At 43.9% G+C, this 26,218-nt stretch carries 21 protein-coding genes and 1 pseudogene; 4 read left to right on the forward strand and 18 right to left on the reverse strand.

Annotation, left to right across the window (positions count from 1 at the left end; genetic code table 11):
• Nucleotides 1-77 precede the first annotated feature (77 nt).
• Complete coding sequence (gene xerS / locus MHH50_RS16790; protein WP_076190208.1) at nt 78-1,160, forward strand: tyrosine recombinase XerS; 1,083 nt, start codon at nt 78-80, stop codon at nt 1,158-1,160.
• 670 nt (nt 1,161-1,830) lie between these two features.
• On the opposite strand, the gene glp is transcribed toward xerS, so the two are convergent.
• From glp to MHH50_RS16830, 8 genes are all read right to left on the reverse strand, one after another.
• Complete coding sequence (glp, locus tag MHH50_RS16795) at nt 1,831-3,093, reverse strand: gephyrin-like molybdotransferase Glp (RefSeq protein ID WP_076308324.1); 1,263 nt, start codon at nt 3,091-3,093, stop codon at nt 1,831-1,833.
• 168 nt (nt 3,094-3,261) lie between these two features.
• A complete protein-coding gene (locus MHH50_RS16800; protein WP_076130052.1) occupies nt 3,262-3,768 on the reverse strand; it encodes a DUF4178 domain-containing protein in 507 nt (168 codons plus the stop codon).
• Nucleotides 3,769-3,782: 14 nt separating this feature from the next.
• Nucleotides 3,783-4,187 carry a DUF350 domain-containing protein gene (locus MHH50_RS16805; protein ID WP_036687618.1) on the reverse strand — a complete coding sequence of 135 codons (405 nt, stop codon included), beginning with the start codon at nt 4,185-4,187 and terminating at the stop codon, nt 3,783-3,785.
• 123 nt (nt 4,188-4,310) lie between these two features.
• On the reverse strand, nt 4,311-4,979 hold the full coding sequence (locus MHH50_RS16810) for a PspA/IM30 family protein (protein ID WP_036687619.1): 669 nt from the start codon (nt 4,977-4,979) through the stop codon (nt 4,311-4,313).
• Between the two features lie 70 nt (nt 4,980-5,049).
• On the reverse strand, nt 5,050-5,388 hold the full coding sequence (locus MHH50_RS16815; RefSeq protein WP_076218215.1) for a hypothetical protein: 339 nt from the start codon (nt 5,386-5,388) through the stop codon (nt 5,050-5,052).
• A gap of 24 nt (nt 5,389-5,412) precedes the next feature.
• The gene (locus MHH50_RS16820; protein WP_076098788.1) at nt 5,413-6,345 is read right to left on the reverse strand and encodes a dihydroorotate dehydrogenase; all 933 of its coding nucleotides are present in this window, start codon (nt 6,343-6,345) and stop codon (nt 5,413-5,415) included.
• Nucleotides 6,338-7,042, reverse strand: coding sequence for a dihydroorotate dehydrogenase electron transfer subunit (locus MHH50_RS16825; RefSeq protein WP_076130050.1), 705 nt, complete (start codon nt 7,040-7,042; stop codon nt 6,338-6,340). Before MHH50_RS16825 ends, MHH50_RS16820 begins: the two co-directional genes overlap by 8 nt.
• 87 nt (nt 7,043-7,129) lie before the next feature.
• Entirely contained in the window at nt 7,130-8,164 is a 1,035-nt protein-coding gene (locus MHH50_RS16830; RefSeq protein WP_340033158.1) for an NADH:flavin oxidoreductase/NADH oxidase, read from the reverse strand.
• A 187-nt stretch (nt 8,165-8,351) separates the two neighbouring features.
• Here MHH50_RS16830 and MHH50_RS16835 point away from each other — a divergent pair, with 187 nt between their 5' ends.
• Entirely contained in the window at nt 8,352-9,233 is an 882-nt protein-coding gene (locus MHH50_RS16835; protein WP_076130048.1) for a polysaccharide deacetylase family protein, read from the forward strand.
• A gap of 88 nt (nt 9,234-9,321) precedes the next feature.
• Here MHH50_RS16835 and MHH50_RS16840 read toward each other — a convergent pair whose 3' ends face one another.
• Entirely contained in the window at nt 9,322-9,978 is a 657-nt protein-coding gene (locus MHH50_RS16840) for a 3D domain-containing protein (protein WP_076130047.1), read from the reverse strand.
• 380 nt (nt 9,979-10,358) lie between these two features.
• Here MHH50_RS16840 and ppk1 point away from each other — a divergent pair, with 380 nt between their 5' ends.
• A complete protein-coding gene (gene ppk1 / locus MHH50_RS16845) occupies nt 10,359-12,473 on the forward strand; it encodes a polyphosphate kinase 1 (protein ID WP_076130046.1) in 2,115 nt (704 codons plus the stop codon).
• Here ppk1 and MHH50_RS16850 read toward each other — a convergent pair.
• The 5 genes and pseudogenes from MHH50_RS16850 to glgB all read right to left on the reverse strand — a co-directional run bounded on the left by MHH50_RS16850 (nt 12,421) and on the right by glgB (nt 20,148).
• A complete protein-coding gene (locus MHH50_RS16850) occupies nt 12,421-13,950 on the reverse strand; it encodes a Ppx/GppA phosphatase family protein (protein ID WP_076130045.1) in 1,530 nt (509 codons plus the stop codon). The two genes, ppk1 and MHH50_RS16850, sit on opposite strands and share 53 nt — an antisense overlap.
• 162 nt (nt 13,951-14,112) lie before the next feature.
• Nucleotides 14,113-14,835, reverse strand: coding sequence for an amino acid ABC transporter ATP-binding protein (locus MHH50_RS16855; RefSeq protein ID WP_076130044.1), 723 nt, complete (start codon nt 14,833-14,835; stop codon nt 14,113-14,115).
• Nucleotides 14,822-16,285, reverse strand: a pseudogene (locus tag MHH50_RS16860) (ABC transporter permease subunit); the annotation flags it as partial. The gene MHH50_RS16855 and the pseudogene MHH50_RS16860, both read right to left, overlap by 14 nt.
• A gap of 453 nt (nt 16,286-16,738) precedes the next feature.
• Entirely contained in the window at nt 16,739-18,163 is a 1,425-nt protein-coding gene (glgA, locus tag MHH50_RS16865) for a glycogen synthase GlgA (protein WP_076279326.1), read from the reverse strand.
• Between the two features lie 47 nt (nt 18,164-18,210).
• Complete coding sequence (glgB, locus tag MHH50_RS16870) at nt 18,211-20,148, reverse strand: 1,4-alpha-glucan branching protein GlgB (RefSeq protein WP_076190199.1); 1,938 nt, start codon at nt 20,146-20,148, stop codon at nt 18,211-18,213.
• Nucleotides 20,149-20,364: 216 nt separating this feature from the next.
• Between glgB and MHH50_RS16875 the strand changes: the two genes are divergently transcribed.
• The gene (locus MHH50_RS16875; protein WP_076130041.1) at nt 20,365-21,588 is read left to right on the forward strand and encodes a glucose-1-phosphate adenylyltransferase; all 1,224 of its coding nucleotides are present in this window, start codon (nt 20,365-20,367) and stop codon (nt 21,586-21,588) included.
• Between the two features lie 100 nt (nt 21,589-21,688).
• Here the strand turns inward: MHH50_RS16875 and MHH50_RS16880 are convergent, their stop codons facing one another.
• From MHH50_RS16880 to MHH50_RS16895, 4 genes are read right to left on the reverse strand one after another with little or no spacing between them, the layout of a single operon-like run.
• The gene (locus MHH50_RS16880; protein ID WP_340033159.1) at nt 21,689-22,747 is read right to left on the reverse strand and encodes a GNAT family N-acetyltransferase; all 1,059 of its coding nucleotides are present in this window, start codon (nt 22,745-22,747) and stop codon (nt 21,689-21,691) included.
• 6 nt (nt 22,748-22,753) lie between these two features.
• Complete coding sequence (locus MHH50_RS16885; RefSeq protein ID WP_175618929.1) at nt 22,754-24,220, reverse strand: HAMP domain-containing sensor histidine kinase; 1,467 nt, start codon at nt 24,218-24,220, stop codon at nt 22,754-22,756.
• Nucleotides 24,217-24,915 (reverse strand): response regulator transcription factor, encoded by a 699-nt coding sequence (locus MHH50_RS16890; RefSeq protein ID WP_036687642.1) that lies wholly within the window; start codon nt 24,913-24,915, stop codon nt 24,217-24,219. The genes MHH50_RS16885 and MHH50_RS16890 overlap by 4 nt, the downstream gene beginning before the upstream one ends.
• Complete coding sequence (locus MHH50_RS16895; RefSeq protein WP_254847685.1) at nt 24,908-26,188, reverse strand: hypothetical protein; 1,281 nt, start codon at nt 26,186-26,188, stop codon at nt 24,908-24,910. Before MHH50_RS16895 ends, MHH50_RS16890 begins: the two co-directional genes overlap by 8 nt.
• Nucleotides 26,189-26,218 lie beyond the last annotated feature (30 nt).

Raw genomic sequence — 26,218 nt, forward strand, 5'->3', positions numbered from 1 at the left:
CGAAGTCCAATCTGGGACAAAACATGTTAAGATAGAAGGAAGAGATTTTATGCAATCTATGGAAAAAGGTGAATCACATGAGCGTTCAAAAGAACGATGACCGTAAAAAACTTGATCAAAAGCTACCCCTCATGCCCTGGTTCGTTCAGCAGTTTATTGATTATAAACGCCCTGATCTCTCCCCTTCCACACTGCTGGAGTATATCCGGGATTATGAATCTTTTTTCGGCTGGTTGCGTGCAGAGGGCTTATCTCAAGCCGGCTCAAATACCGAGATCACACTTCTAGAATTGGAAACCCTACATATGGACAGTATTGTCGGATATCGGTTGCATCTAACTACTCGCGCCGAGGGAACGAACACTCGAGTTACTGTATCCCGTAAGTTATCTGCATTACGCTCCTTATTTCATTATTTAAGTCAAATCGCCGAGGATGAGAACTTTTATCCATTGCTTAAACGCAACATTATGGCTAAGGTTGAGGTCAAACGAACACATAAGCCAAAGGATACTGCCGCTAAGTTAAAGGGTAAGATTTTGGAAGATGAGGAATTACTGGAGTTTGTGGGGTACATTTATGAAGGTTATGGACGGGATGTGGAAGGTAACAAACAGGCTTATTATTCGTTTCAATTAAATCATGAGCGCGACGCCTGTATTGCCAGCTTAATTCTGAACTCTGGCCTGCGTGTGTCTGAGGTAGTCAATCTAAACGTAGACGATTTGGATGTTAACAACAAGCTGCTATATGTCACCCGCAAAGGGAATAATGACGAAACGTTCAAGACACCTGTCTATTTTCGAGAGCAAGCTAAAGATGATCTAGCTCTTTATCTTAGTCTGCGCCAATCTCGCTACAAAACACCCAAGAGAGAAAAAGCCTTGTTTATCTCTCTCCCTAACGGGCGTCAAGAAGGCAAACGTATGACCAAACGTGCGATTCAAGAAATGATTATTAAGTACGCTAAACGCTTTGGTAAACCGTATCTTACGGTTCATAAGCTGCGTCATTCTTTTGCAACAGATTATTATCTGCAAAATGATATTTATAAAACGAAGGAACAGCTCGGGCACGCATCCACCGAAACAACTGAGATCTACGCTCATCTAACGGATAAAACGATGTCCGAGGCGATCGAGCGGCGTACCGATAATTAATCATCACCAAGGGGAGCTTATACTTCGGATGAGTAGCCGCTCTTCGCTAGTGCAGAGTTGTTATCGGTCTCAGCGGACCTTAAATGCAGGATTATCTCACATTTGGGTGGCTAACGGACCCCCAAGGTCGCTATTGGCCTGAAATACGTAAATATGAGCTCCATTCTATGAAATAGCGACGCTGAGGTCCGAAACCCCGCTTAAAAGGTGATAAATAAACAAATAAGATCATCTGAGTCCTTAAGCATCCGCGGGGGATTAATCTCGGCAGTGGTGTAGGCTAATAACTCCAACCAGCAGAGCAGCGACTCTTCCGATAGGAGAATTGCTATGATAGTGTTGCCTACCCGGGCATTTCATTCTCGCTTTTTTTCAAATTTGAGTACAACCGGCGGGCACCCCTAACCCTTTTATTGTTGCACTAAAAACCCACTTACGGTACGCAAGTGGGTTTTCTTATTCTAGTTTCTGGGGTAAAATCTCCCTTTAAACCGGTTGTAAGCGACTATTGGGTTAGCGCGAAAACTGTTTTTTGTTTATCTATTGTGAATTTTTCATATGTTGAAATGTTGGAAATAATAACGTTGTCTAAGCAATTATATGGCGATTTCTGTGCGTGCGTGGATATCAAATACCTTTTAATCCTCGATGGCCAGAGTACCCTCCACATCTAGCCCCGAATCTCTCCTGGCAGCTTGATCACTGTTACCTTATCTCCGGCAGATAGCCCCTTTTCTTCTGGGGGTACAACTATCAAACAGTCGCTATCCTTGATCGTGACCGTTACGGAAGATTCATCAATGAGTGCCGGATAAGCAAACAGGCTGCCGTCTTTAATTTCTAACCGAGCTCGCACAAATCTAGTAAAATTATTCACTCTTTTATAATCTGTGCCGAGTGTAGCGCTCCATTCCGGTAAAAAAGGCTTAGAAGCACTTTGCATCAGTGAAATCACAGGCCGTGCAAACAGTTGAAACCCAACGAAACAAGCCCCCGGATTTCCTGATAAAGCTAACAGCAGCTTCCCCCCTCTAACCGCAGCAGTAGTTACGCTTCCCGGACGCATCGTCACTTTGTTGAACAACATATTACCACTTTGTTCGCGAACCAAGTCGCCCATGATATCATAATCCCCCACAGAAACGCCACCCGTTGTAATCACAAAATCATAAGTTTCCAGCGCCATCTGTACTTTACTTCTAGCCAGCTCCAGATCATCCACAATAGCGCCTAACATTACTGGAACACCCCCTGTTTCTTTGACTAGAGCTTCTAGCATAGGGGAGTTACTATTGCGGATTTTGCCAGGCTCCAGCGGCTCATGCACTTCCAGCAGCTCTGTTCCTGTGGCAAAGATGGCTACCTTGGGACGACGATAGACTTTCACGGTATGTAATCCAAACGCTGCAAGAACAGCTATATCCCCCGCAGAGATTAACCTTCCTGTAGGCAATACAAGATCACCTTGGCTTAATTCGAAACCTTGAGGTGTGATATTGCTGTTTGCTTCTAGTTTTTTTCGAATTCCAACGTAAGTCTTTCCTTCCTCTTCACGTCTCTCCGTGACCTCCAGCATCACCACAGCATCTGCACCAACCGGTACTTGTGCACCCGTCATAATTCTTGCGGCTGTTCCCGGAGTTATATCTACCGCAGGCACTGCGCCACACGGAATATTATCCATAATTTCTAACCATACCACTTGTCCATTAACACAGTTACGGGTATCCCCCGCGATAATCGCATATCCATCCATACTAGATCGATTAAACGCAGGAAATGGGTGTGGAGCGATCACTTTTTCAGCCAAATAACGTCCACAACACTCATCCAGCGATACGTCTTCTGATTCTAGCGGATTGGCATATTTGATTATTTTGGCCTGAGCTTCTTTTACTTGCAGCGCTTCACGCTGAAATCTATTATCCTTCATAAAGACCTCCGTTCTGAAACTTCGATGTTTGCAGTAATAGGTATTATTTTAACATGAGACCTCTTGAAGTAAAATTATAAACACAAAAGGCCACCATCCATGTTTATGGGCAGCAGCCTTTTCTACAATATTTTTTCCGGTATAGTGATCCGTTACTTCTCTACTAGTCTAGGATGCTCTAATTACCTTTACATCCCCAGGGATTATTTTCTCCCCTTCATAAAGCATAAACCGTCCATGTTGCCACTCTACACGCAGTAGACGTGAATCATCTGATTGATATTGCCACACATGCTGCTCTCCACCGTTCATAAATGGAGTCTGACCTGCAACAGCAACAAAACCTTCATATTCTTCCTCCAGGAAAAATGTATAGCCATCGAGCTCAAGCGTTGCTGGAACCTCAGCAGGATTATCTAACCGCCCATCGATTGGTCTGTACAATCCATATTGCAGCTGTTCCCGCTCTTCTATATGAAGATAAGCTATCTGGCTTCCATCTCTAAGGGTCAGAACAACAGCATTACGGCCCCGATTATGTGTCCGGCCAGTAACTTCATAGGTGACAAGCGATACTTCACAAATGTCTCCGGGAGACAAATTAAGCATACTTTTTTGAACTTCCTGAGGCGCTGGCTTAGAGAAAAGGTTACCTATACGTTTCCACATACTCAACTTGATCGTTCCTCCTACATAAAGGCAGTAATAATTAAAGCACCCGTAATTTGCAGTGAACCTGATAGCAGGCCATATCCGATTTTACCAAGCTGTGTACCATGATCCAGATCCAGCTTCCCCCAATTTGCTAGTAGAAGTCGAACCGTTCTTTCTAAAATTAACAAAAGCAAAAATGATACCAACGAAATCAGCAACGCATCTAGCAAACTATTGGAAGCCGCTATCGATGAAGATAAAATGAAGGCCTGAGCTAAAAGCTTCATTACAAACCGTGTAGTCACCGCCATATTTCCAGCCTTTAACTCTTCTATATCGTTATAACGAGTAAAAAGTGAATCTATATACATCAGTACAAACAGCAACACAGCGCCGCTCACCGTCCACACGACCATGGACACCAGAATATGGAGATCCATTCTATAGCCCCCGCTTAATCATTTTGCATGCCTTTCATAAGCATAGATAAAGCGAAGAAGAAACGAATTTCTGTCTCCCCTTCGCCTGTGAACACCAGCCGTGAACCGGCTAAAGATCAAATGTTATTGCTTCTCGTATTGTTTCATCAGAGCCGCCAGTTCATCTTCAACCGCTTGATCTTTGTTCAGCTTCTCGAATTCATCATCCAGAGATTTATTGCCTGAACTCATCTCATTGCTGGCTTCAGCCTGAGCTTCTGCTTGCAGCATTTTATCTTCCATACGTTTGAGTCCTGCAGACGCTGAATCGGAACTAAATCCGCTCATTGCCTTGTTGATCTCGGTTTGAGCTTTGGCAGCATTATAACGTGCAACCAATGTCTCACGTTTGTTCTTCATTTGGGTAAGCTGTTTGCGCATCTCTTCAAGCTTGCCACGAAGGTTATCCGCAGAGGCTTTGTTCTGATCAAAGCTGGCTTTGTATTCTACCAGTTTAGCTTCAGCAGCATTTTTCTCTTCCAGAGCGCGGCGAGCAAGGTCAACATTACCCGCTTGAGCTGCTGCATGAGCCTGTTGGGTACGTTTGTTAACAAGCGCTTCTTGTTCTTCATACAGCTGTTTGAATTTCTTCTCAATGGCGATTTGCGCCGCTACAGCTTTTTCTGCATCTTCTAAATCTTCGGTCATATCACGAATGTATTGATCTGTCATTTTAATCGGGTCTTCTGCTTTGTCAATAATCGCGTTCACATTAGACATGGTTAAATCGCGCAATCTTTTAAATATAGACATGGTTTCATTCCTCCAAAAGATAATTTAATTCCTCACATGCTATCTTTTACGTAGAATTGCCACTACCGTTTCATATTTGTTGCGCTAAATATTGATTTACTTTTAAATTCACAATTTCCACGACTTCCATAATACCTTCTTTCGTGAGATTGTCGTAATGAATCCCCATCACTACTGTGACCGTCTTGTTCAGCGCTTCAGCTACTCTGATCGCAATGGGCTCGCTTATCGTGTGCTCTTTATGATGAGGAACCGCTGAAGTCAGTACTTTAACCTGCTCCCCCTCCAGATAAGCAGTACTCGTCGCACCAATATGCCGAACCCCTCCACTAATTAAGAGCAAGAGATCACGTCCGACAGCCGTCGCCTTCAGCTCAATATCCTCAGGATCAATCTGGTTAGTAGTCAATAGTATTCCCCTCACTACTTCACTTTATATAATGCCCCGTATTTCCTCTAGTGATTGAATATTTTCTTCAACCATAAATTGCTCAAGCTCTGCAACTAGCTGACTACCTGCACGCAAGTTCATGAAATTATAAGTTCCCACTTGGATAACTGCAGCACCTGCCATAATAAACTCGATGATATCCGTTGCTGAAGTGATGCCACCCATTCCGATCACGGGAATCGTTACGTTTTGTGCAACTTGATGCACCATACGCAGAGCGACAGGCTTAATCGCAGGTCCAGACAATCCAGCATATAAGTTATTGAATACACTGCTTCTACGGCGGACATCAATCTTCATTCCTGAGATAGTGTTGATGAGCGAGACAGCGTCTGCACCCTCCTCCTGACACATTTGTGCCATTTCAACGATATTTTCGGCTCCCGGCGACAGCTTTACAGCGAGGGGCAGTTTAGTTGCGCGTCTAACAGCCTGTACTACTTTTTGAGCTTCTGAAGTTTGGATCCCAAACGCAATGCCGCCCTCTTTAACATTTGGACAAGAAATATTCAATTCAATCATGTCTACTGCTGTCTTACCTGCACTCGCACGAGCATCTGCATCCCGCTGAATCATCTCAGCTCCAAGAACATAATCTTCAAGTGTGCCTCCACCCAGGTTGACCAAACGAGCGGTGTCGAGTGTTTCCCAATAAGGGCATTCTTTATCTAAAAATGCAGCTACACCCGGATTCTCGAGTCCCACACTATTCAGCATACCAGAAGCTGTCTCGTATACACGAGTGCCGGGATTCCCCGCTTTCGGATTGAGGGTTAACCCCTTGCCAGAGATTCCGCCCAGCAGAGACACATCATACAGCTTGCCATATTCACGGCCAAAACCAAACGTTCCAGAGGCCATTATAATTGGATTTTTAAAATGAACGCCAGCAATTGTTGTGTTCAACTTAGTCATGGAAAAGCACCTCCTCAGAAAGAAACACAGGTCCGTCTGCACAGGCCTTCTTTTGGCCATCACGGCAGGATACACTGCAGACCAGACAGGCTCCAATCCCACAAGCCATTCGGTTCTCTAGAGAAAGGTATACTTTCGTTCTACTGCCTGCTTCTTCAGCAGCAATGCCTTTACGTTGAGCAGCTTTAAGCATAGGGTGTGGGCCGCAGACAAAGACATGATCATATTGGCTGAAATCCACACTATCCAAAATTAAACCGCCAACATCGACTACAAGCTCACTTGCAAGTGGGCGAAACGCTTCTGTCCGGTAAGCTTCACGGCTAAAGCCCAAAAAAATATCACTCCCCGGAAGCTGCTTCGCGCAATAATAAAGCGGTGCAATTCCGATCCCACCGCCGATGAGTGCAACCTTCCCTTCGACCTGTGGAAATCCATTTCCAAAAGGGCCCTCAAGCTCTACCGAATCACCTGAACCCAGTCGTGATAATATCTCCGTACCTTCCCCAACGACGTGATACAGAAATTCAACACTATCCTCGTGTACTTCATGTATACTTAAGGGTCTGGATAGGATGGGGTAAGCTCCCCATGCCCGTAACATGTAGAATTGACCCATTGCTCCGCCACTATTCGTCTCTACCTTAAGGTGATACACACCATCTGTCAGCCGTTCGTTACTTAGAACCGTCCCCACGTTATCAAGCTCCTTCAAATTTTATCTTTATTAAGATTGCCTTAGAAGGAGCATAAAATCTGTGACAAACTTCACACCGAAAATGGTCTAGCCTCTTTTCCAAATCCCACGTTCATAAGGTTTAGGTACATCATGTACGCCACCAAGCGCTTCTTCAGCATGTAAAGCCCAATAAGGATCACTTAACATCCCACGGCCAATAGCTACAAGCTCCGCCCTTTTTTCTGCAATGATGGACTGTGCCTCAGAATAGGCTTCAAGCCGTCCTACCGCAATTACTGGCACTTGTAATCCACTGCGAATATATTCTGCCAGATCTGCTTGGTAGGCTGGGCCCGCATTAGGTCCACCATTAGAGCCAATGGGACCTTCACCACCTGAAGACACATGGAACATATCCACTCCAGCATCCTTATATCGGCGGCAAAACGCCAGGGCATAGTCAGCATCATATCCACCATCAACATATTCTTTCGCGGAAACCCTCATGATCAAGGGCATATCTACTGGCACTACTTCTCGGATTGCTGCAACTACTTGTACTCCAAAAAGTGCTGGATCTTGTCCATATTCATCCAATCTGATGTTGGTCAGAGGTGAATGAAACTGGTGAATTAAGTAGCCATGCGCACCATGAATCTCCACAGTATCAAATCCTGCCTCCACAGCTCTACGAGCGGCAGCACGAAAGGCTTCTATCATCTCAAGGATGCCTTCCTTAGAAAGCGCCTGTGGCTGCTTAGAACGAGCATCAAATGGAATTGCAGAAGGGGCAACCGGCGGTTTAGCATCGACTGCTTTACGTCCAGCATGACCTAGTTGAATGGCTATTTTTGCCCCATAGGCATGTACACTATCTGTGAGCTTACGATAAGCCTCTATATGTGTATCACTCCAAATCCCTGTATCCCGGTTCGTTATTCTACCGTCTGGATGGACTCCAGTCATCTCGACAATGATTAGACCAGTACCTCCAACAGCACGGCTTACATAATGAACAAAATGCCAATCATTAGGAATTCCATCCTCTTTATCCACCGAATACTGGCACATAGGCGGCATAACAATACGATTTTTCAGCGTTAAACCCTTCAATTCATAAGGTGCAAACAATTCTGACATCCTTGTCCCCATCCTTCCACCTGTCTATAATTGGCCCGGGAATATCCCGTTCTATTTAGTATACACGCATTAGGGTGTGCAAGAAATCTTTACCAGAGCCCTTGAAGAAACGGCATAAATTCATCCTTCAATGGAGATAACAATGAAGAATATGGTGATGATCAGGTAGTAAAGGAGGCATAGGGGGATGTATGATCAACGGAGAGTCCAGAAACTGCTAGTAGTATTAGGATCAATCATTGTCCTGCTATTTCCAACCTCTTCAGCAGAGGTTGCTTCAGCCCCAGCTCAGAGTCAGAAACCCTCACAGGATCAAATTAAAAGCACGCAAACCACTGACGAAGACAAGGCGATATCTGCGGGAACTTCTACTACAAATAATTCAACGAGCAGCAACAATAAGAACACTAAGGGCTTGTCTCTGAGTCAGCTATTACACAAATATCCCGAGACCTTTAAGACCAGCGGTCCTCGGAATAAAGTCATCGCCTTAACTTTTGATGATGTGCCTGACCCAAGGTTTACACCCCAATTGCTAGATGTTCTTAAGAAATATCATGTCAAAGCTACCTTTTTCGTGGTGGGAAGCCGAGCTGAGAAACATCCCGCTCTAGTGAAGAGGATGATTAGAGAAGGACATGCTATTGGAAATCACTCTTATGATCATCCTCAGTTTGTGAAGCTAAAGATGCATGATTTCAGATCACAGATCATTGAGACCGAGAACATTATTCAAACCTTAGCCGGATATAAACCACGCTTGATTCGTCCACCCTATGGAGATATCTCTGAGCAACAGTTGAGATGGGCAAAAAATCATGGTTATAAGCTTGTAAATTGGAATGTGGATTCGTTGGACTGGAAGGGACTTTCCAAAACTCAAGTTAGAAATAACATCTTAGCTAATGCTGGAAAAGGAGCAATTATCCTTCAGCATGGTGGAGGTGGACCGGGTAGTGATCTTCGCGGAACGATTCAGGCTTTACCTGAGGTAATCACGATTATGCGTAAACGTGGCTATTCATTCGTTACCGTTCCTCAATTGCTGCAGGTCTCTAAAAATAAATAAACAAGAAACGGAGGCAGCCGCTAAGGACTCCCTCCGTTTCTTGTTTAACCTATTTAAAACCATTTCATATCTCTATATTTTTATCTAGCTATTTAACAATGTATAATTGTACATATTGATAACCAAAATCGGCTACAAAGCTTTGGCTTCCTGGGATAAAGATATCGATCCGGTTACCTTTAATGGCACTTCCCATATCGGTTGCAGTAGCCAGAAAAGCTTCTTTAGGCAATCCTGCGTGTGAATGTCCGGTAACCAATACTTTAGTTCCCAGAGGAATTACACTTGGATCAACTGCGATGGTTCCTAGCTTGAGTGGGTTTCCGAAATAATCAACGGCACCCCAGCCTCCATTCTCACTAGCCGCTGAGGAATAAGCAGAAGCCTTAACTTGTATCGATTTCTCGTAGTTAAAGGACTTGCCCCATGCTTCAACTGTTTTTGATTCTGGAGTAACATTCAGGCTTGGTGTAAGCACTGGAGTTTCTGTCGTAGCCACAGACTCTGCTTGCATTTTACTTGGGATCGTTATTTTAAGTCCATCATAAATATTAAGAGCAGCAACGTTTGGATTAGCTTTCATTAAATCATTAACACCGACATTGTATTGCTGAGACAGAGTATAGAAAGTATTGCCTTCCTTTGCAATATGAACGCTGTCTGCAAAAGCAGGAGCGGTGTGCAGCAATGCACTAATTCCCATAACTGCAGCAAGGGTTTTAATGGTTCTGAACTTGTTCTTCATAAATGCCTCCTCTTTAGATGGGCGTAAGCGGTATGACTTCCGTATACGCTCGTGTACATTTCCTGTACTTATGTACATCTTGTGTGATGTCCTGATGTATTGTTGTCATTTGTAAAACTGACAGGACTTAATATATCACAATTTTGTAACCTATGCGTATGTAATTGTTACCATTCTGAAATAACATGTTTAAATATTGTCTTTTGTCCCTTAAGAAGTTAACGTAATTTTGATTATGTTAACTAAATAGCGACAATCACATCCTATTATATAAGATAATTAAATAATATTCTTTGAGATTTTACATAGATTTAACATTTCGTGCCTCATCCAATAGTAAAATGATAGAATATAGACATCGAAGCATATTTGGAGGTCCCATGAATACAGAAGAGATTAAAAACAATCAGAGCAGTCCAGCCACTGCTTACCTCAATAGGGATTTGAGCTGGATCGAATTTAACCGCCGCGTACTCAAGGAGGCGCAGGACCCTGATAACCCTTTAATGGAACGTGCCAGATTTCTGGCGATCGTCTCGAGCAATCTGGATGAATTCATAAGCGTTCGTGTGGCAGGAATTCAGGATCAGATCCGGGCGGGCTATACTAAAAAAGATTTCACAGGCTACACCCCTTCCGGGCTGTATAAACGCCTCATCAAACGCGTAACCAAAATCATTGCCGATCAATACCGGACGTTCCGTGATATTTCGCGGAGTTTGCATAAAGAAGGCATCGTATTTGTGGATTATGAGGATCTTACCCATGCCCAAGAGCAGTCCATAGAACAGTATTACCGGGATATCATCTATCCTGTACTTACGCCAATGGCTGTTGATCAGAGCCGGCCGTTTCCACTCGTGCACAGCCAGTTTATCTACCTAGCTGTTGTTCTTACTCGTAAGAATGGTCTTGAAGAGGAGCCTTATTTTGCTATCCTGCAAATTCCTTCGAATCTGCCAAGATGTATCCCTCTTCCCCACCGCTCTAATAGTAAGAAAAGACAATTTGTATTTATTGAAGATGTGATCCGCCATCACATTCAAACCTTATTCAGCGGTTACGAACCTGTTGCGGTTAGTGAGTTTCGTTTGACTCGTAACTCAGATCTTACGATCGATGAGGAAGGTGCAGAGGATCTGCTGGAAGAGATCGAAAAAGAGCTGCGCAAGCGTCGTCGCGGGGTGCCAGCCCGTCTGGAAGTACAAAAAGGTATCCATCCCTATGCTCTTGAGCAGCTGCAAGCGGAATTTGAGCTGGAGGACTTCGTATTTGAAATTGAAGGTCCGCTCGATCTAGGCTTTCTTCGTAATTTTGCCGGAAGCTTAAAAGGTTTTGGTTACATGAACTATCCACCTATTGAGCCGGTTTATCCTGCTGAATTTCAAGAAAATGAGGATTTCTTCGAGGTGCTGCGTGAACGGGATGTATTAGTCTACCACCCTTACGAGTCTTTTGATGCAATGACAGACTTTATCATTCAAGCTTCAGAGGATGAGCAAGTGATGGCGATTAAAATGACCTTATACCGTGTCAGTGGAAATTCTCCACTTATTACTGCACTAGCCAATGCTGCGGAGTCTGGTAAGCAAGTTACAGTGGTTGTAGAGTTAAAAGCTCGATTTGATGAGGAACGGAACATCGCTTGGGCACGCCAGCTTGAAAAATCAGGCTGTCATGTCGTTTATGGTCTGATCGGACTCAAAACGCATGCCAAAGTGACCTTGATTGTCCGCCAGGAAGGCCCTGAACTGCGCCGTTACGTGCATGTAGGCACAGGAAACTATAATGACAGTACAGCCAAGGCCTACACGGATCTCAGTCTATTCACCGCCCAAAGCGATATCGGACTGGACGCTTCTGAGCTGTTTAATCAAATGACTGGATATTCGGCTAATTTTGACTGGCATTCCTTCATTGTTGCACCGACGAATATGAGCTTATCCTTGCAAAAGCTAATGATGCGTGAAGCTGAACATGCACGGGCAGGCAGACCCGCTCGCATAATCGCCAAGATGAACTCGCTCTCTAATCAGCAAGTGATAGACGATTTATATAGCGCAGCCCAAGCCGGTGTCTCCATTGACTTAATCGTGCGAGGGGTTTGCTGCCTACGTCCGGGAATAGAGGGCTTAAGCGAAAACATTACCGTACGCAGTATTGTAGACCGTTTTCTGGAGCACTCCCGGATCTATTATTTCGAAAATGGCGGCAAACCTGAGGTGTATTTATCCAGTGCTGACTGGATGACTAGAAACCTAACCCGCCGGATTGAGCTGATGTGTCCTGTCAGAGACAGCGGCATCCGTAAACAGATCGTCAAGATTCTAGAGTTGTCTCTAAAAGATAATGTTAAAGCCAGCTTCTTGCAGGCTAATGGATATTACGAACAACCAGACGACAAAAAGGCCCCTTTCCGGAGCCAGTTTGCTGCGATGGATGTTACACGTTGGAAGGGAAGCCGAGTTTTACCTTCACCGCCCAAGCATTCTTAAATGCTTTTATCGCGTTCTCAATGTCCTCTAGGCCAATTAGCAGTGACGATGCGCCCTCTAAGTCCAGATGAAGCGTATTGCCGTGCAGATTGGCCTTCAGGCCGCTTACAATTCCAATCTCCGTGCTGTCCAACGCAATGCTAAGCTGGACAAGCGACCCGAGCTTATGAATCCACTCTTCGTCGGATGGCAGCAAAATGTCCTTATGTTGTTGGGACAATTTCTGCTTCCGGCTTTTTGTGCTGTATGAGGCAATCATAGCGCAAAGAATAAGCTGACGGTGGGTAAGTCCACGAATCGGTGAATTCATCAACCAATACAAAGTATGTCTTTTGGATTGGTAATAGTTAATATTCGTTCCCGTACGATGCAGCATGATGGACACGTAAATTAACATCTCGTGCTCTGCTCTATTCGATTCATCTTTAAATGCGTCAAACAGGCTGAGTGCCAGCTTGTTGATATGATCTAAATACCGTTTAGAAGTATGAATATCAAAGCGAATGATCGTGTTTAAGCTATATTCCAATGCACTATCACGCACTGGCTGCTCCGGCTCCAGCAGATCATGCAGCAAGCCTTCTCTGAGCCCTTCCCCGCTGATTACCGCCTCACTCGCCCCAATATACTGATACACCGTATGGAAAATAATCAACCCGGATACAATGATATCCGCCCGACTCTTAGATAATCCATCTAAATCCTTACGTTTTTCGTAAGGCATTGAAGGTAGGGTGTTCATAAAGTGCTCGATCGTCTCACTGGTCATCGTATAGCCATGGGAGTTAGGCAATGAGTATGCTCGTGTCTTCTGATCCAGCTTCCCTAAGGAACGAACCGTCCCTCCTAAACCGAATAAAGGAAGCCCAGCTTTGGCATTTAGCCAATCATGCTCAACCAGTCTGCCGAGAACAAAAGTCTGCAGCTTGTGAATCTGCTCATCGCTCCAATTCCCACCTTGGCCAAACATTAGGTTGGTATTTACTGCCCCGAACGGGAAAGAAATGCTGTGTTGATAACGCCGCTCACAAAAAAGAGTGATTTCAGTACTCCCGCCACCAATATCAATGACATAACCATCCTCTACATTAAAGGCATTAATAACACCCAAGAAGCCATAATATGCCTCCTGGTGGCCACTGATCACCTCAATCGGAATGGAAGAGGATTGTGACAAAAAGCTTATTATTTCACTTGAGTTAGCCGCATTACGAATGGCTGCCGTTGCACCCGCCCGAATGGTTTCCACTGCAAAAGCGTTGCAGATTTCCTTAAACTGCCGCAAGACCGGAACAATCGTTTCCATGTCCTTTTGTTCCAGTCTATTCTCCTTCGTAATCTTCTCACTAAGGCGAGCGGAGTACTTACACTCCTTGATGATCTTATAGCCTCCTTCGCGCGTTGTATCATAAATTACAAGACGAATGGAGTTCGAACCAATATCAATAATGCCTATCCGGCGTAGATCATCTCTCATTATGTATGTACTCCTTTTCCTGTTGATTGACTGACCATCTATTATACATGGTTTACATAAATAAATGAACTCAGCCCCCAGCGATATATTCCCACATTACCCTCAGGACCCTATAACAAAACGGCCACTGGATACTTGTCCAGGGCCGTTTTGACGAATTCTTTATAATACTTTACTTAAAAAATCCTTAGTCCGAGCATGTGTAGGATTACCAAATACTTGTTCAGGAGTACCCTGTTCAACGATGAACCCGCCATCCATAAACAGAATGCGGTCACCCACTTCACGGGCAAAGCCCATCTCATGTGTAACAATAACCATTGTCATTCCGTCTTCGGCAAGCTTTTTCATAACCTCAAGTACCTCTCCTACCATTTCCGGATCAAGCGCTGAGGTAGGCTCATCAAAAAGCATCACATGGGGCTGCATGGCTAATGCACGAGCAATCGCGATCCGCTGCTTTTGTCCACCGGACAATTGAGCTGGATAAACATCCTTTTTATCTTCAAGCCCTACAGTCTTGAGGAGCTCCATTGCGAATTTATCGGCCACAGCCTGCTGCTGTTTTCTTACTTTAATCGGTGCGAGCGTAATGTTTTGCAGAACGGTTTTGTGCGGAAAAAGGTTGAACTGCTGAAAAACCATTCCCATCTTCTCACGCGTTGCATTGATATCATGCTTCTTTGAGGTGATCGATTCCCCTTCAAAAGTGATCTCGCCACCTGTAGGCTGCTCCAATAAATTCAAGCAGCGCAGAAAGGTACTTTTTCCCGAACCACTGGGCCCGATTACAACGACAACCTCACCCTTTTTAATCTCCAAATCGATTCCTTTGAGAATCTCCAGCTTTCCGTAATGCTTCTGCAGGTTCTTAACGGCGATCATCGGTATTCAGCCTCCTTTCGAGTCTACCTAGGATCTTGGAAAGCGTAAATGTTAGAACAAAATACATAAATGCAGCAATCACGAGTGGTGTCATGCCATCATACGAAATCGTTGTAACTGTACGAGCTTGAAACATCAAATCCGTTACTCCGATAAATGAAATAATCGATGATTCCTTGATAATGGTAATGAACTCATTACCGATTGCCGGAAGAACACTTTTAAGTGCCTGAGGAAGTACAATATGACGCATGGTCATCCCTTGTTTCATTCCAAGTGAACGTGCGGCCTCCGTTTGTCCACGATCGACACCCTGAATCCCGGCACGAAAAATTTCTGCCAGATAAGCAGAACTGTTAATGGAGAGTGTAATCGCCCCGGACTGAATCGGAGTAAACTCAATCCCAAATGTCGCCAGCCCGTAATGGATGAGAAACAATTGCACAAGCATTGGAGTGCCCCGCAAAAATTCAACCCAAGCTGTGGCTAAGAAACGTAACACTCTCCATTTTGACATGCGTAGTAGAGAGACGATAATCCCAAGGATGAAGCCAAATAATACACCAAGAACAGCAAGTAGCAAGGTATATTGTAGTCCAGTCAAGAAAAGATCACGATAATCATAAGCCATTCTAAATAAAGTAATATCCAATATCTTATCCTCCTATCTCCAAAAAAATAGAAAATAGCAAAGTTCCGCTATTTTCTGTAATACACATACAATTTACTTCAGCAGACCTAAAACAATATACATTCCTTACTTCGTGCTTTCAGCAAGCTCGCTGGCAGCCGCTACATATTCATCAATCTTACCTTCTGATTCTAGACGTTTAAGTGTAGCATTTACTTTATCCAGAAGCTCTGTATTGCCTTTTTTAATCCCAATTGCGTATCCATCATCTTCTACTTCAGGCTTAGCATCGGTGATTACAAGACCCGCTAAATTCTTAACAAAAGATTTGGCTACAGGTCCTTCAATAATTGCTGTATCGATACGGTTAGATTGCAATTGCAGAACGATCTCGGAGATTTTACCAAGAGAGGTGATCTTTGCGCCTTCAATCTCTTTGGCGATTTCTTCTTGAATAGAGCCTGTCTGTACACCAATTTTGGTACCCTTCACCGCGTCCATAGTAGCGTATTTATCTTTATCTGCTTCGCGTACTACAATAGCTTGTTCTGCTTTGTAATAAATATCTGAAAGTTCAACCGCTTTTTTGCGTTCTTCAGTCGGGCTAAGACCGGAAATCACCATATCTACGCGTCCACTGGACAATTCGTTAAGCAGTGAATCAAAAGGCAGATCCTTAACTTCAAGCTCAGCGCCCATGTCGGCAGCAATTTCCTTAGCGATGTCGATATCAAAACCTACGATGGTATCTTTTCCGTCCACTACTTTATGGAATTCGTACGGAGGAAAATCTGCACTTGTTCCCATAATCAGCTTTTTAGTAACTGCACCGGAATTTGCATTACCACTAGCAGCGGTATCATTATCATTTTTATTTTGACCGCAGCCTGAAAGCAGACCTACCGCTAATACCATTCCTAAACTAAGTTTACCCCATTTGTTCATTTCTATATCTCCCCTATTCATATGAAAAAATCTAAGTTGACCCAATGACTGACTTATTATAAATCAGAACGCATGAATATGCAAAGGCATAATTGTGACAATAACTTCCTTTTAATGGATTTCTATGAGGGGAATTCTATAATACGCAGCTAAAAAATCACTTTTATTCACGTTGAAGCTAAATTTATACATTTTTACTATCCCCTATACTGGCTAAATCATTCGACTGTTTATTCCTAATTTCATAAAAAAAAGGACTGCTCCCAGAGTATTTACCATACTCCCAGGTGCAATCCCTTATTAACCCATTACAGAATTCGTTAAACTTTATCTGGTTATATCATCGTAGATATCCATGTACTGCTGAGCGGATACATTCCAGCTATAATCTCCCGCGAAAGCATTTTTTGTGATCTTTTTCCAATGTTCAGGCTGCTTGTAAAAAGAAAGCGCCCGGCGTAGCGTAAACATCATATCGTGTGCATTATAATTGCTGAACGTAAAGCCATTGCCTTCACCGGTTTCTTCATTATAAGCGTGCACAGTATCATTTAGGCCACCTGTCTCACGGACAACGGGTATGCTACCATACCGTAAAGCGAGCAGCTGACTGATGCCACAGGGCTCAAACTTAGACGGCATAAGGAAGATATCGCTGGCAGCATATATTTTTCGTGAGAGTGCATCATTAAATAAGATCTGTGAAGACAGCTTGGTCGGATACCGCCATGCCGCTTCCTTGAACCAACGCTCGTAAGATTCATCACCTGTTCCAAGCAGCACAAATTGAATATCCTCGTGATATAGCAGCTCATCCAGCACTCGGGTAAGCAGATCTAAACCTTTGGAGTCCACGAGACGCGTGACCATGGCTACCATTGGGATATTAGCATCCACAGGTAATCCCAGCTCTTCCTGCAAGGCTACTTTGTTCTCCGTCTTCTTGGTCAAATTAGAACGATAACGGGTAACAAGGCTCGAATCTGTCGCTGGATTATAACTTTTAGTATCAATGCCATTCACAATCCCACTTAAAACATCTGACCGTGCGTTCAACAAACCATCCAAACCGTAACCATAATAAGGTGTGCGAATTTCTTCTGAATAAGTCGGACTGACGGTCGTGACCCGATCACTGAATACAATCCCGCCTTTTAAGAAATTCACATTACCATAGTACTCCACACTACCAAAATAGCTGCTATCCAGACCTAACAGCTCTCCAAGTACCTCATAAGGAAACACTCCCTGATACAACAGGTTATGTATTGTAAATACACTCCGCATTTCACTGTAAAATGGATTGTGGCGATAATGCCCCTGTAGCAGCATTGGAATTACGGCCGCGTGCCAATCATGGCAATGCAGTACATCAGGCTGGAAATCAATGGCTGGCAGACACTCCAGCACTGCACGATTATAGAACGCAAACCGTTCACCATCGTCCATATAACCATAAATTCCATCACGGCCAAAATAATACTCGTTGTCGATAAAATAAACGGGGATACCCTCATAGATAATGCGTTCAATTCCACAGTATTGTTTTCGCCAGCCAATTGGAACAAACACTTCCGTTAAATGCTCCATTTGAGCGGTGAACTTGTCAGGAATCCCACGATATTTAGGTAAAATCACTCGTACATCTACCCCGGCAGCCTTCAGCGCTTTAGGTAATGCTCCAATGACATCGGCCAAACCACCCGTTTTGACAAAAGGATGGGCTTCAGCTGCGGCAAATAAAACTTTCATGATTATTTCCCCCTTAAACTGTACGGATTCTCTATTCGTACTTAGATCTATAACTCTTTTGCCTCTTTATTCTTACCCATTCGTGACGTTTTTTTAAACACCAGAAAGCTAAGGGGCGGAAGAGTCAGCTCTATGCTGTTCACCTGATTGTGCCATTCCAGCTTAACGCTCTTTTGAGGGACATTGTGCAATCCGGAGCCACCATACTCTACATTTTCTGAGCTAAAGAGCTCTTCATAAGTCCCGGCCCGTGGCACGCCTATACGATAATTGTGCCGTTCTACCGGTTGAAAATTGATGACTATAAGCAGCGTATCTCCTGGTTTCTTCCCTCGGCGTATATACGAAATCACACTTTGATCATTGTCATCCGCATCAATCCACTGATAACCCTCTTGAGAATGATCCAGCTCCCACAACGCTTTTTCGGAGCGATACAGTTTATTAAGTGCAGCCGTGTAGGCAAGCATACGACGATGGCTCTCATAATCCAACAGCAGCCAGTCCAGCTGCTCCTGATCCTTCCACTCGATAAACTGACCGAATTCCCCACCCATAAACAGAAGCTTTTTACCGGGATGAGAGATCTGATATCCCAGCAGCTGCCTGAGACCTGCGAACTTTTGTTCATAAGTACCCGGCATTTTGTCTAACAAAGACTTCTTGCCGTGAACAACCTCATCATGCGATAGCGGTAATGCGTAATTTTCGGCATAAGCATAACATATTGGGAACGTAAGTAAATTATGATGATAAGGGCGCCCACCAAAATCATGTTCTATGTAGCCTAGCGTATCATTCATCCAACCCATATTCCATTTGTAATTGAAGCCAAGGCCCCCTTCATGCACTGGTGCAGTAACCCCTGGCCAAGCACTGGACTCCTCCGCCATCATCAATGCTTTTGGGAAATAATGAAAGATAGCCTTGTTCAGATTCTGGATAAATTTGATGGCCTCCAGATTCTCCAATCCACCATTAACATTCCGCCGATATTGATGATCCCGCTTTTCGAAATCTAATCGAAGCATACTCGTAACCGCATCTACACGCATTCCGTCGATATGATAATACTCGAACCAAAACAGCGCATTAGAAATAAGAAATGAAGAAATCTCCGGCTTACTGAAATCAAACGAAAGTGTCCCCCAGCCTGGTTTTTCAGCTAACATTGGATCGGCATATTCATAAAGTGGCGCTCCATCAAACATACGTAATCCGTGTGCGTCTTTGGCAAAGTGAGCGGGAACCCAATCTAAAATCACACCGATACCTGCCTGATGCAGCTGATCGATCAAATACATCAACTCATGGGGTTCGCCATAACGGCTGGTTGCCGCAAAATACCCCGTCCCTTGATAACCCCAGGATAGATCATATGGATGTTCTGCCAACGGCATAAATTCCACGTGTGTATAGTTCATCTCCACCAAATAAGGAATTAACAGCTCGCTCATTTCCCGGTAGGTGTAGAACTCTCCATCCTCTTTTTGACGCCAGGTACCGAAGTGCATTTCATAAATGTTCATTGGTTGTTGATATGGAGCTTTGCTTTTCCGACGCCATGCTGCATCTCCCCAGCGGTAGCCATCCAGTTCTGTTACTACCGAAGCCGTTGCCGGTCGAACCTCAGCTTTAAAAGCAAAAGGATCCGCTTTAAGGAAACTTGATCCATCTGAGGCAAGAATCCTGTATTTGTAAAAAGTTCCCGGCTGTATTCCCGGAAAAAAACGACTCCAAAATCCTGAATCGGGTATCTTATATAACGAGTCCACGCCCTGTGTTCCGTCCCAATCATTATGATCACCAGCTAGTCCTACATATGTCGCATGAGGAGCCCACACGGTAAAGCGCACACCGGTAACGCCTTCTTCAGCGGCAGTGTGTGCACCCAGCATAGAATAGCTGCGATAATTGGTGCCCTCATGGAACAGATAGATATCAGCAGCTGACGGAAGGGTCTCGATTTTTGCTTTTTCAGCCAATTCTACACCACCTTTTTCAATGTGCTTGTACCTATTACCTTACCCGAATATTACCATTTTGAAAATGTTTTGATGTTAAAAGAAAAGATTTTCTGATAAAGAAATATTAATTGTAATTTTTCTGTTTACAAAGCAATATATTTCACCTATGTCGTTTCAAGCGCTTGTCGTAAGTTTATATTACAAGCATTGACAAAATAATGGGAGGGATAACAAATGAACAACAAAAAAGATTGTATCGCCATGTTATTGGCAGGAGGGGAAGGCCGCAGATTGGCTCCCTTGACTTCCAGTATGGCTAAGCCTGCAGTCCCTTTCGGTGGACAGTATAAAATTATTGATTTCCCGCTAAGTAACTGTGTAAATTCGAACATTGATACAGTAGGTGTTCTGACACAATACGAAGCTGACTCTTTGCATAATCATATCGGTGAAGGTGAGCCTTGGGGCTTAGTTAGTCAAAAGGATAAAGGTGTCACACTGCTTCCTTCAGGTGTTGAAGGCAGAGACAGTTATACAGGGACTGCTGATGCGATTTATAAAAACATTGACTTTATTGATAGCCGCAACCCAGAACATGTGCTCATTCTATCCGGTGACCATATTTACCATATGAATTACCGTAAGATGCTGAATTATCATATTGAAAAAGGAGCAAAAGCAACCATCTCCGTAATGGAGGTTCCTTGGGATGAGGCTAGTCGTTTTGGAGTAATGAACGTAAACGATGATCTGAAAATTTCCGAATTCGCGGAAAAACCTAAAGTACCAAAAAGTAATCTTGCTTCAATGGGTATCTACCTGTTCGAGTGGGCTTATCTGAAGGAGCACTTGTTGCGGGATGCAGCTAATCCTAATTCCAGTCATGACTTTGGTAAAGACGTAATTCCTACCATGCTGGATCAGAACGATGATTTATTCGCTTACCGTTTCAAGGGTTACTGGAGAGATGTAGGTACAGTCGGCAGTCTTTGGGAAGCACATATGGACCTTCTGCAAAAAGACAATGGCATGAAGTTAGACAAGACTCATTGGCCTATGTATAGTCGGGTTCGCCGGACTAAGCTTGCAGTTCATAAACCACGTGTTCAGAACCCAGCAACGGACTCTCTCGTGAATGAATCCTGCTCCCAAGAAGGTAGTCTACAACGTTCTGTAGTCTTTAATGGGGTAGAAATCGGTAAGATGAGCCAGATCAAACAAAGTGTTATTATGCCTGGAGTTCGCATTGGCCGTGGAGTGCTGATTGAGAATGCCATTATTGGTGAAGGGGCAATCATTAAGGATGGAGCAGTCATCAAGGGAAGCATAAATAATATCGTTGTTGTTGGACCACATGAGACTGTGGCTGCCAAGCCGGCGGTCCGAAACCAACCTTCCCGTCTGTTTCAGGATGTGTATGAGAAGACAGGACGTTTGCGTGAAGTTCTTCCTTCATAACAACCATTATATAGAAAAATACTTTATATAAAAAGGGGCTGTTGTCCTGGTCGATCATGACCAGAGCAACAGCCCCTTCGGTTGTAAAGAATTAGTGATTTTATGAATTACGGCTAGCCGTCCATTCTCTGTCTAATATGCTCATTTCCACACAATTTACATATTGCTCACCGAATAAAGCAGACTCACGTTGAACACCCTCCCGCTTAAAGCCAACAGCTTCATAAGCTTTCAGGGCAGCCGTATTGAAATCGAAAGCACCCAGAGACAGACGATGCAGGTCCAGACCATCAAATCCGATTCGAAGCATTTCTTGCATCATACGTTTGCCAATGCCTTTACCTTGAAACTCAGGATCTACTACTACCCTGCCGATACGTGCAGAACGATTAACCCGGTCAATGACTGAAAAGCTAATATGGCCCACTACCTGCTGCGTAGCTTCTTGAATTGCACAGAAGATAAGGCGATCTGATAAGCCTGGATGATTAGCATCCTTTAAGTATTTAACAAGCTGCTCATCATCTAAGGGATAAGTTAACGAAGGTCCTGCCCACTGCTTCAGATACTCTGGAGAAACACTCCAGCGCTTTAAGTGTTCAAAATCAGATTCCGATATAAACCTTAGGATCAGACGGTCTGACTCAGCACCTTCCTCAAAATGTTCATATAAGTTCACTAAACGACCATTTCCCATATCGTTAGTGCCCATGTAGTGAAAACCCATGCTCTGATAATAACGATTAAGCTTAATGTTATGTGCCACAGTGTCAAACCTAAGACTCTTACAGCCTAGATCTTTGGCTAGAACTACTGCATATTTAAGCATTTGCTGTCCGAGTCCTCGGCCGCGGTGGGAGTCTTTCACAGCCAATCGGTGCAAATAAGCGTAGGACTCATCATTTTTACTGCCCCAGTACTGTGGATCACTGAATTGCAACGTGAACATGCCAACTACAGCCCCATCGTCAAGGGCTAAATAAACATGTCTGTCAGCGAAATATCCTGCAATATCGGTCTCATTAAATTGTCCGGGTGTCCATTGGTTAATCCCGTTACGCTCCATCCATCCTGCCGCTTCTTGCAGTAGCCTCAAGATGTCGCTAACCCGATCTGGCTCTCCACGAACTATACGGATCGAATTCTTCGTTACCCCCATCTCACGTTAGGCCTCCCAATCATCTAATTCAGGAAAGGTAGCTGTCACTTGAGTTACCTCTTCTGTGATAACTTCCGGCTGTGGTTCTGTAAGAGGCAAGATGACGGTAACTTCCGTTCCTTTTCCAAGCTCACTTACCATATCAAGTGTCCCATTATGAAGTTCTACAAGTTGCTGTGAAATCGCTAACCCCAAGCCTGTTCCTCCATTAAGTGCATCCACTTGAAAGAAACGGTCCTTCACTCTGGATATATGTGCTTCACTAATCCCTATCCCGCTGTCTCGTACCATAATCGCTGTTTCTGTAGCAGACAGTCTCTTTGCTGACAGTTCAATACTGGAATCTTCATGTGAGAACTTCACTGCATTGTCTACCAAGTTTAAGAATACCTGTTTTAGCCGATTGGCATCCCCTTTAACAAAGATCGCATCTTCACATTCCAGCAACAGATGTATTCGTTTCTTTTCCGCTTTAGCCCAAACATTCAGTATCGTCTCTTGCAGCAGTACCTTTACATCTACAACCCCAATCGACAGTTTCATCTGGTTCTGCTGCAGCTTAGAAAAGTCGAGAATTTCTTCCACCAGCCCAATCAGGCGTTCACTTTCTTTGGAAATGATGCTGACTCCAAGTTTTGTCTCCTCCGGATCATACCCGCCGGATACCAAGGTTTCACTCCAGCCCTTGATACTTGTAAGAGGTGTCCGCAGCTCGTGAGAAATGGACGAGATAAAATCATCCTTAATCTGATTACTGCGTACAATTTCCTGAGCCATATAATTCAGCGTTGAAGCCAAATCACCAATCTCAAATTTATAGTCTCCCTTAATCCGTACGTTGAATCTCCCCTTCGCCATCTGAGCTGAAACTGCCGTAATATTATTCAGCGGCTTCACAATCGAGTTGGCCAGTCCGAAGCTAAACCCAACAACTACAGCCATAACAGCTGCAGCAATAGCAGTGGACAATAAAGTTAGATTAAGCAAATCATTATTGATTTCTTCTAGTGAAGTAATATACCTTAGGACATACTTATCCTGTCCATGAATCTGCAGCATTTTGGAAACCGCCATCACGCTCTCATTCGTGCCTGCCTGACGCCCTACCCAGCGCCCAACGCTGCCGCCAACGGCTTCTGGTACATCACTGGTCGTAATGGTCCGATCCGGCTGAAAGCCAGTGGAACTAGTGATGATATCCCCATTTAGCGATAAGATTTCCAGCTCCGTCTTGCTCAATGAGAACCTCTCCAGTACTTCTTGTAGCAGATAGATGCTATTATCGCTGGGTATCATGTTCTTTTGAAAAAACGACTCTGAAACAGAAATGTGATTTTTAATCTTGCTGTATACACTGTCATAATAATATGTTCTGATGGCCAGCAGGAAGATAACTTCTACGAGGAGAAGCGCCAAAAAAACTACAAGAATGTAGTGCAGAACAATCTGTCTGCGCATCCCCTTCTTAATCATTGTCCTTGGCCTTTCCATCTATATCCGTGCCCCCATACAGTCTGCAAAAATTCCGGCTCCGAAGGATTGTTCTCAATCTTCTGGCGTAAGCGCCGGATATTTACATCTACAATTTTGGGATCACCCATATACTCCTTGCCCCACACATGATCCAACAGAAGATCGCGGCTAAGTGGAGTGTTTTCTTTTTCAAGAAAGAATTGAATCAGAGAGAACTCCGTGGGCGTCAGTTCAATGGCTACATTATCACGTTTGAATTGTTTGGTAATAAGATCCAAGCTGAAAGGCCCCGAATGAAAAGAAACCTTGGCCGACTGTTCACGATGCACATTTACACGGCGCAGCAAAGATTGAATACGTGCAATTAGCTCCGTTGGGCTAAATGGCTTACTAACATGATCATCTGCACCTACGGACAAAGCGTAAACTTTATCCTGCTCCTGAACCTTGGCGGTAAGAAAAATAATTCCCAAGCGTTCATTAGTCTCCCTAATCCGTCTACAAACTTCAAATCCATCAATGCCGGGAACCATAACATCCAATAACGCAATATCAATATCAGGTATAGTGGTTAATTTATGCAATGCTTCATTCCCGTCAGCAGCCTCCAGCACTTCGAAACCATTACGCTTCAAATTAATGACTATGAAACTGCGAATGGACTCTTCATCTTCCAATATCAGAACTTTACTCATCTATTCCCTTCCTTTCAATAGGGGAGGCAATCTTATTGCTTCCTTCTTTAGTTGTACTTTGTTCTAGCTCACCACGGTAGCCGATGACTTTATCTAAATCCCGTCCAAGCAGCTCCCAGCCTTCATTCTTAGCCTTATCCCATTCCGAAGGAGAAAAGAAGGAAACCTCAGCAAAAGTCTCTCCGGTATCAGTCATGATGAACTTAAGGTTTTTATCCAGAACAGATTTCGTATCAATACTTACCTTTCCATGCAGCTCTGGATCAAAATTAATAGTAAAGCGATCCGATGGATCACGATATAGCTGGACTGCAAAGGTTAGGCCATCTTTTCCATCCCATTTATAATAGGAGGTGAAATAAGGAATATCTGCGGGGTCGAAATACTCCCATCCTTTTGGCGCTTCAAGCAATCCAACTTCAATAATGCCATCATGATCGATATCTTCGCTTGCAATCAGACGATCTTTGTAAGTCCTCGTATCACCTGGCAAAACCACACGCAGCTTGTTATGCTCCATAAGAACCATTAAGCTGTAGGCGGATTGGAAATCCACCGAAGCGTCTAATACGATTCCTTCTTTATCCTTAGCAATCTTTCCTGCGACAATATTGTAATAATTAGAAAAATACGGATCGATATCCTCGATCTTATCGAGCACCTTAAAGCCATCATTGTACTGATAGATCGAAATGGTTGCAAATTCATTTCTTTTAAAATAAACAACGGTGATGTCTTCAATTCCATCCTTGTTAAGATCATCAAGCATATATTTGGTGTAAGGAAGTGAAAGCACTTCTTCCAATGATCCGCTGGAATAGCTATACACGACGAGGCCTTTTTCTTCCCCGCGTGAATAACCTGTAATGATATTCAGCTTCCCGTCACCTGTCATATCTTTCAGATCGACGGACTCCAGCATAGTTCCATCCCCATCAAAAACAAGCTTTTTGACCCAGGCATCTCCTTGCTTCTCTAAGATCATCCCGTGAATCTCTACAGCTTCGCTTGGCGTTCTATAGAACACCAACGACTCCATAATTCCGTCGTTATTAAGATCCTCTGTGAAAATTGAGCTCTCATCATTAACCGGACGGATCAACTCCGTACCCGCTGGAATATGTGAATTAATAGCAGCCATAAGTGTTGCTTTGTCAGCAGACAGCTGCGGAGCTTTCATCTTCGAAACGGGATCACTGATGAAAGTACAACCCGAAAGTACGGATAACGACAGTGTTGCAGCTGCCAGGCACCTAAGACTTTTTATACTCAACCTCATCACTCTTTTCCTTATCCGTGTCCG

It is taken from the genome of Paenibacillus sp. FSL H3-0302 (assembly GCF_037982245.1).
Classification (GTDB): domain Bacteria; phylum Bacillota; class Bacilli; order Paenibacillales; family Paenibacillaceae; genus Paenibacillus_AQ; species Paenibacillus_AQ odorifer.

Excerpts from the sequence above, each read along its gene's own strand:
- ppk1 (WP_076130046.1), top strand. The coding sequence starts at position 10,359 with ATGAATACAGAAGAGATTAAAAACAATCAGAGCAGTCCAGCCACTGCT.
- MHH50_RS16830 (WP_340033158.1), bottom strand. The coding sequence starts at position 8,164 with ATGTCAGAATTGTTTGCACCTTATGAATTGAAGGGTTTAACGCTGAAA.
- MHH50_RS16820 (WP_076098788.1), bottom strand. The coding sequence starts at position 6,345 with ATGACTAAGTTGAACACAACAATTGCTGGCGTTCATTTTAAAAATCCA.
- MHH50_RS16810 (WP_036687619.1), bottom strand. The coding sequence starts at position 4,979 with ATGTCTATATTTAAAAGATTGCGCGATTTAACCATGTCTAATGTGAAC.
- MHH50_RS16805 (WP_036687618.1), bottom strand. The coding sequence starts at position 4,187 with ATGGATCTCCATATTCTGGTGTCCATGGTCGTGTGGACGGTGAGCGGC.
- MHH50_RS16880 (WP_340033159.1), bottom strand. The coding sequence starts at position 22,747 with ATGGGGGTAACGAAGAATTCGATCCGTATAGTTCGTGGAGAGCCAGAT.
- MHH50_RS16875 (WP_076130041.1), top strand. The coding sequence starts at position 20,365 with ATGAACAACAAAAAAGATTGTATCGCCATGTTATTGGCAGGAGGGGAA.
- MHH50_RS16890 (WP_036687642.1), bottom strand. The coding sequence starts at position 24,915 with ATGAGTAAAGTTCTGATATTGGAAGATGAAGAGTCCATTCGCAGTTTC.
- MHH50_RS16835 (WP_076130048.1), top strand. The coding sequence starts at position 8,352 with ATGTATGATCAACGGAGAGTCCAGAAACTGCTAGTAGTATTAGGATCA.
- MHH50_RS16885 (WP_175618929.1), bottom strand. The coding sequence starts at position 24,220 with ATGATTAAGAAGGGGATGCGCAGACAGATTGTTCTGCACTACATTCTT.
- xerS (WP_076190208.1), top strand. The coding sequence starts at position 78 with ATGAGCGTTCAAAAGAACGATGACCGTAAAAAACTTGATCAAAAGCTA.
- MHH50_RS16855 (WP_076130044.1), bottom strand. The coding sequence starts at position 14,835 with ATGATCGCCGTTAAGAACCTGCAGAAGCATTACGGAAAGCTGGAGATT.
- glgA (WP_076279326.1), bottom strand. The coding sequence starts at position 18,163 with ATGAAAGTTTTATTTGCCGCAGCTGAAGCCCATCCTTTTGTCAAAACG.
- glp (WP_076308324.1), bottom strand. The coding sequence starts at position 3,093 with ATGAAGGATAATAGATTTCAGCGTGAAGCGCTGCAAGTAAAAGAAGCT.
- MHH50_RS16850 (WP_076130045.1), bottom strand. The coding sequence starts at position 13,950 with ATGAGAGATGATCTACGCCGGATAGGCATTATTGATATTGGTTCGAAC.
- MHH50_RS16840 (WP_076130047.1), bottom strand. The coding sequence starts at position 9,978 with ATGAAGAACAAGTTCAGAACCATTAAAACCCTTGCTGCAGTTATGGGA.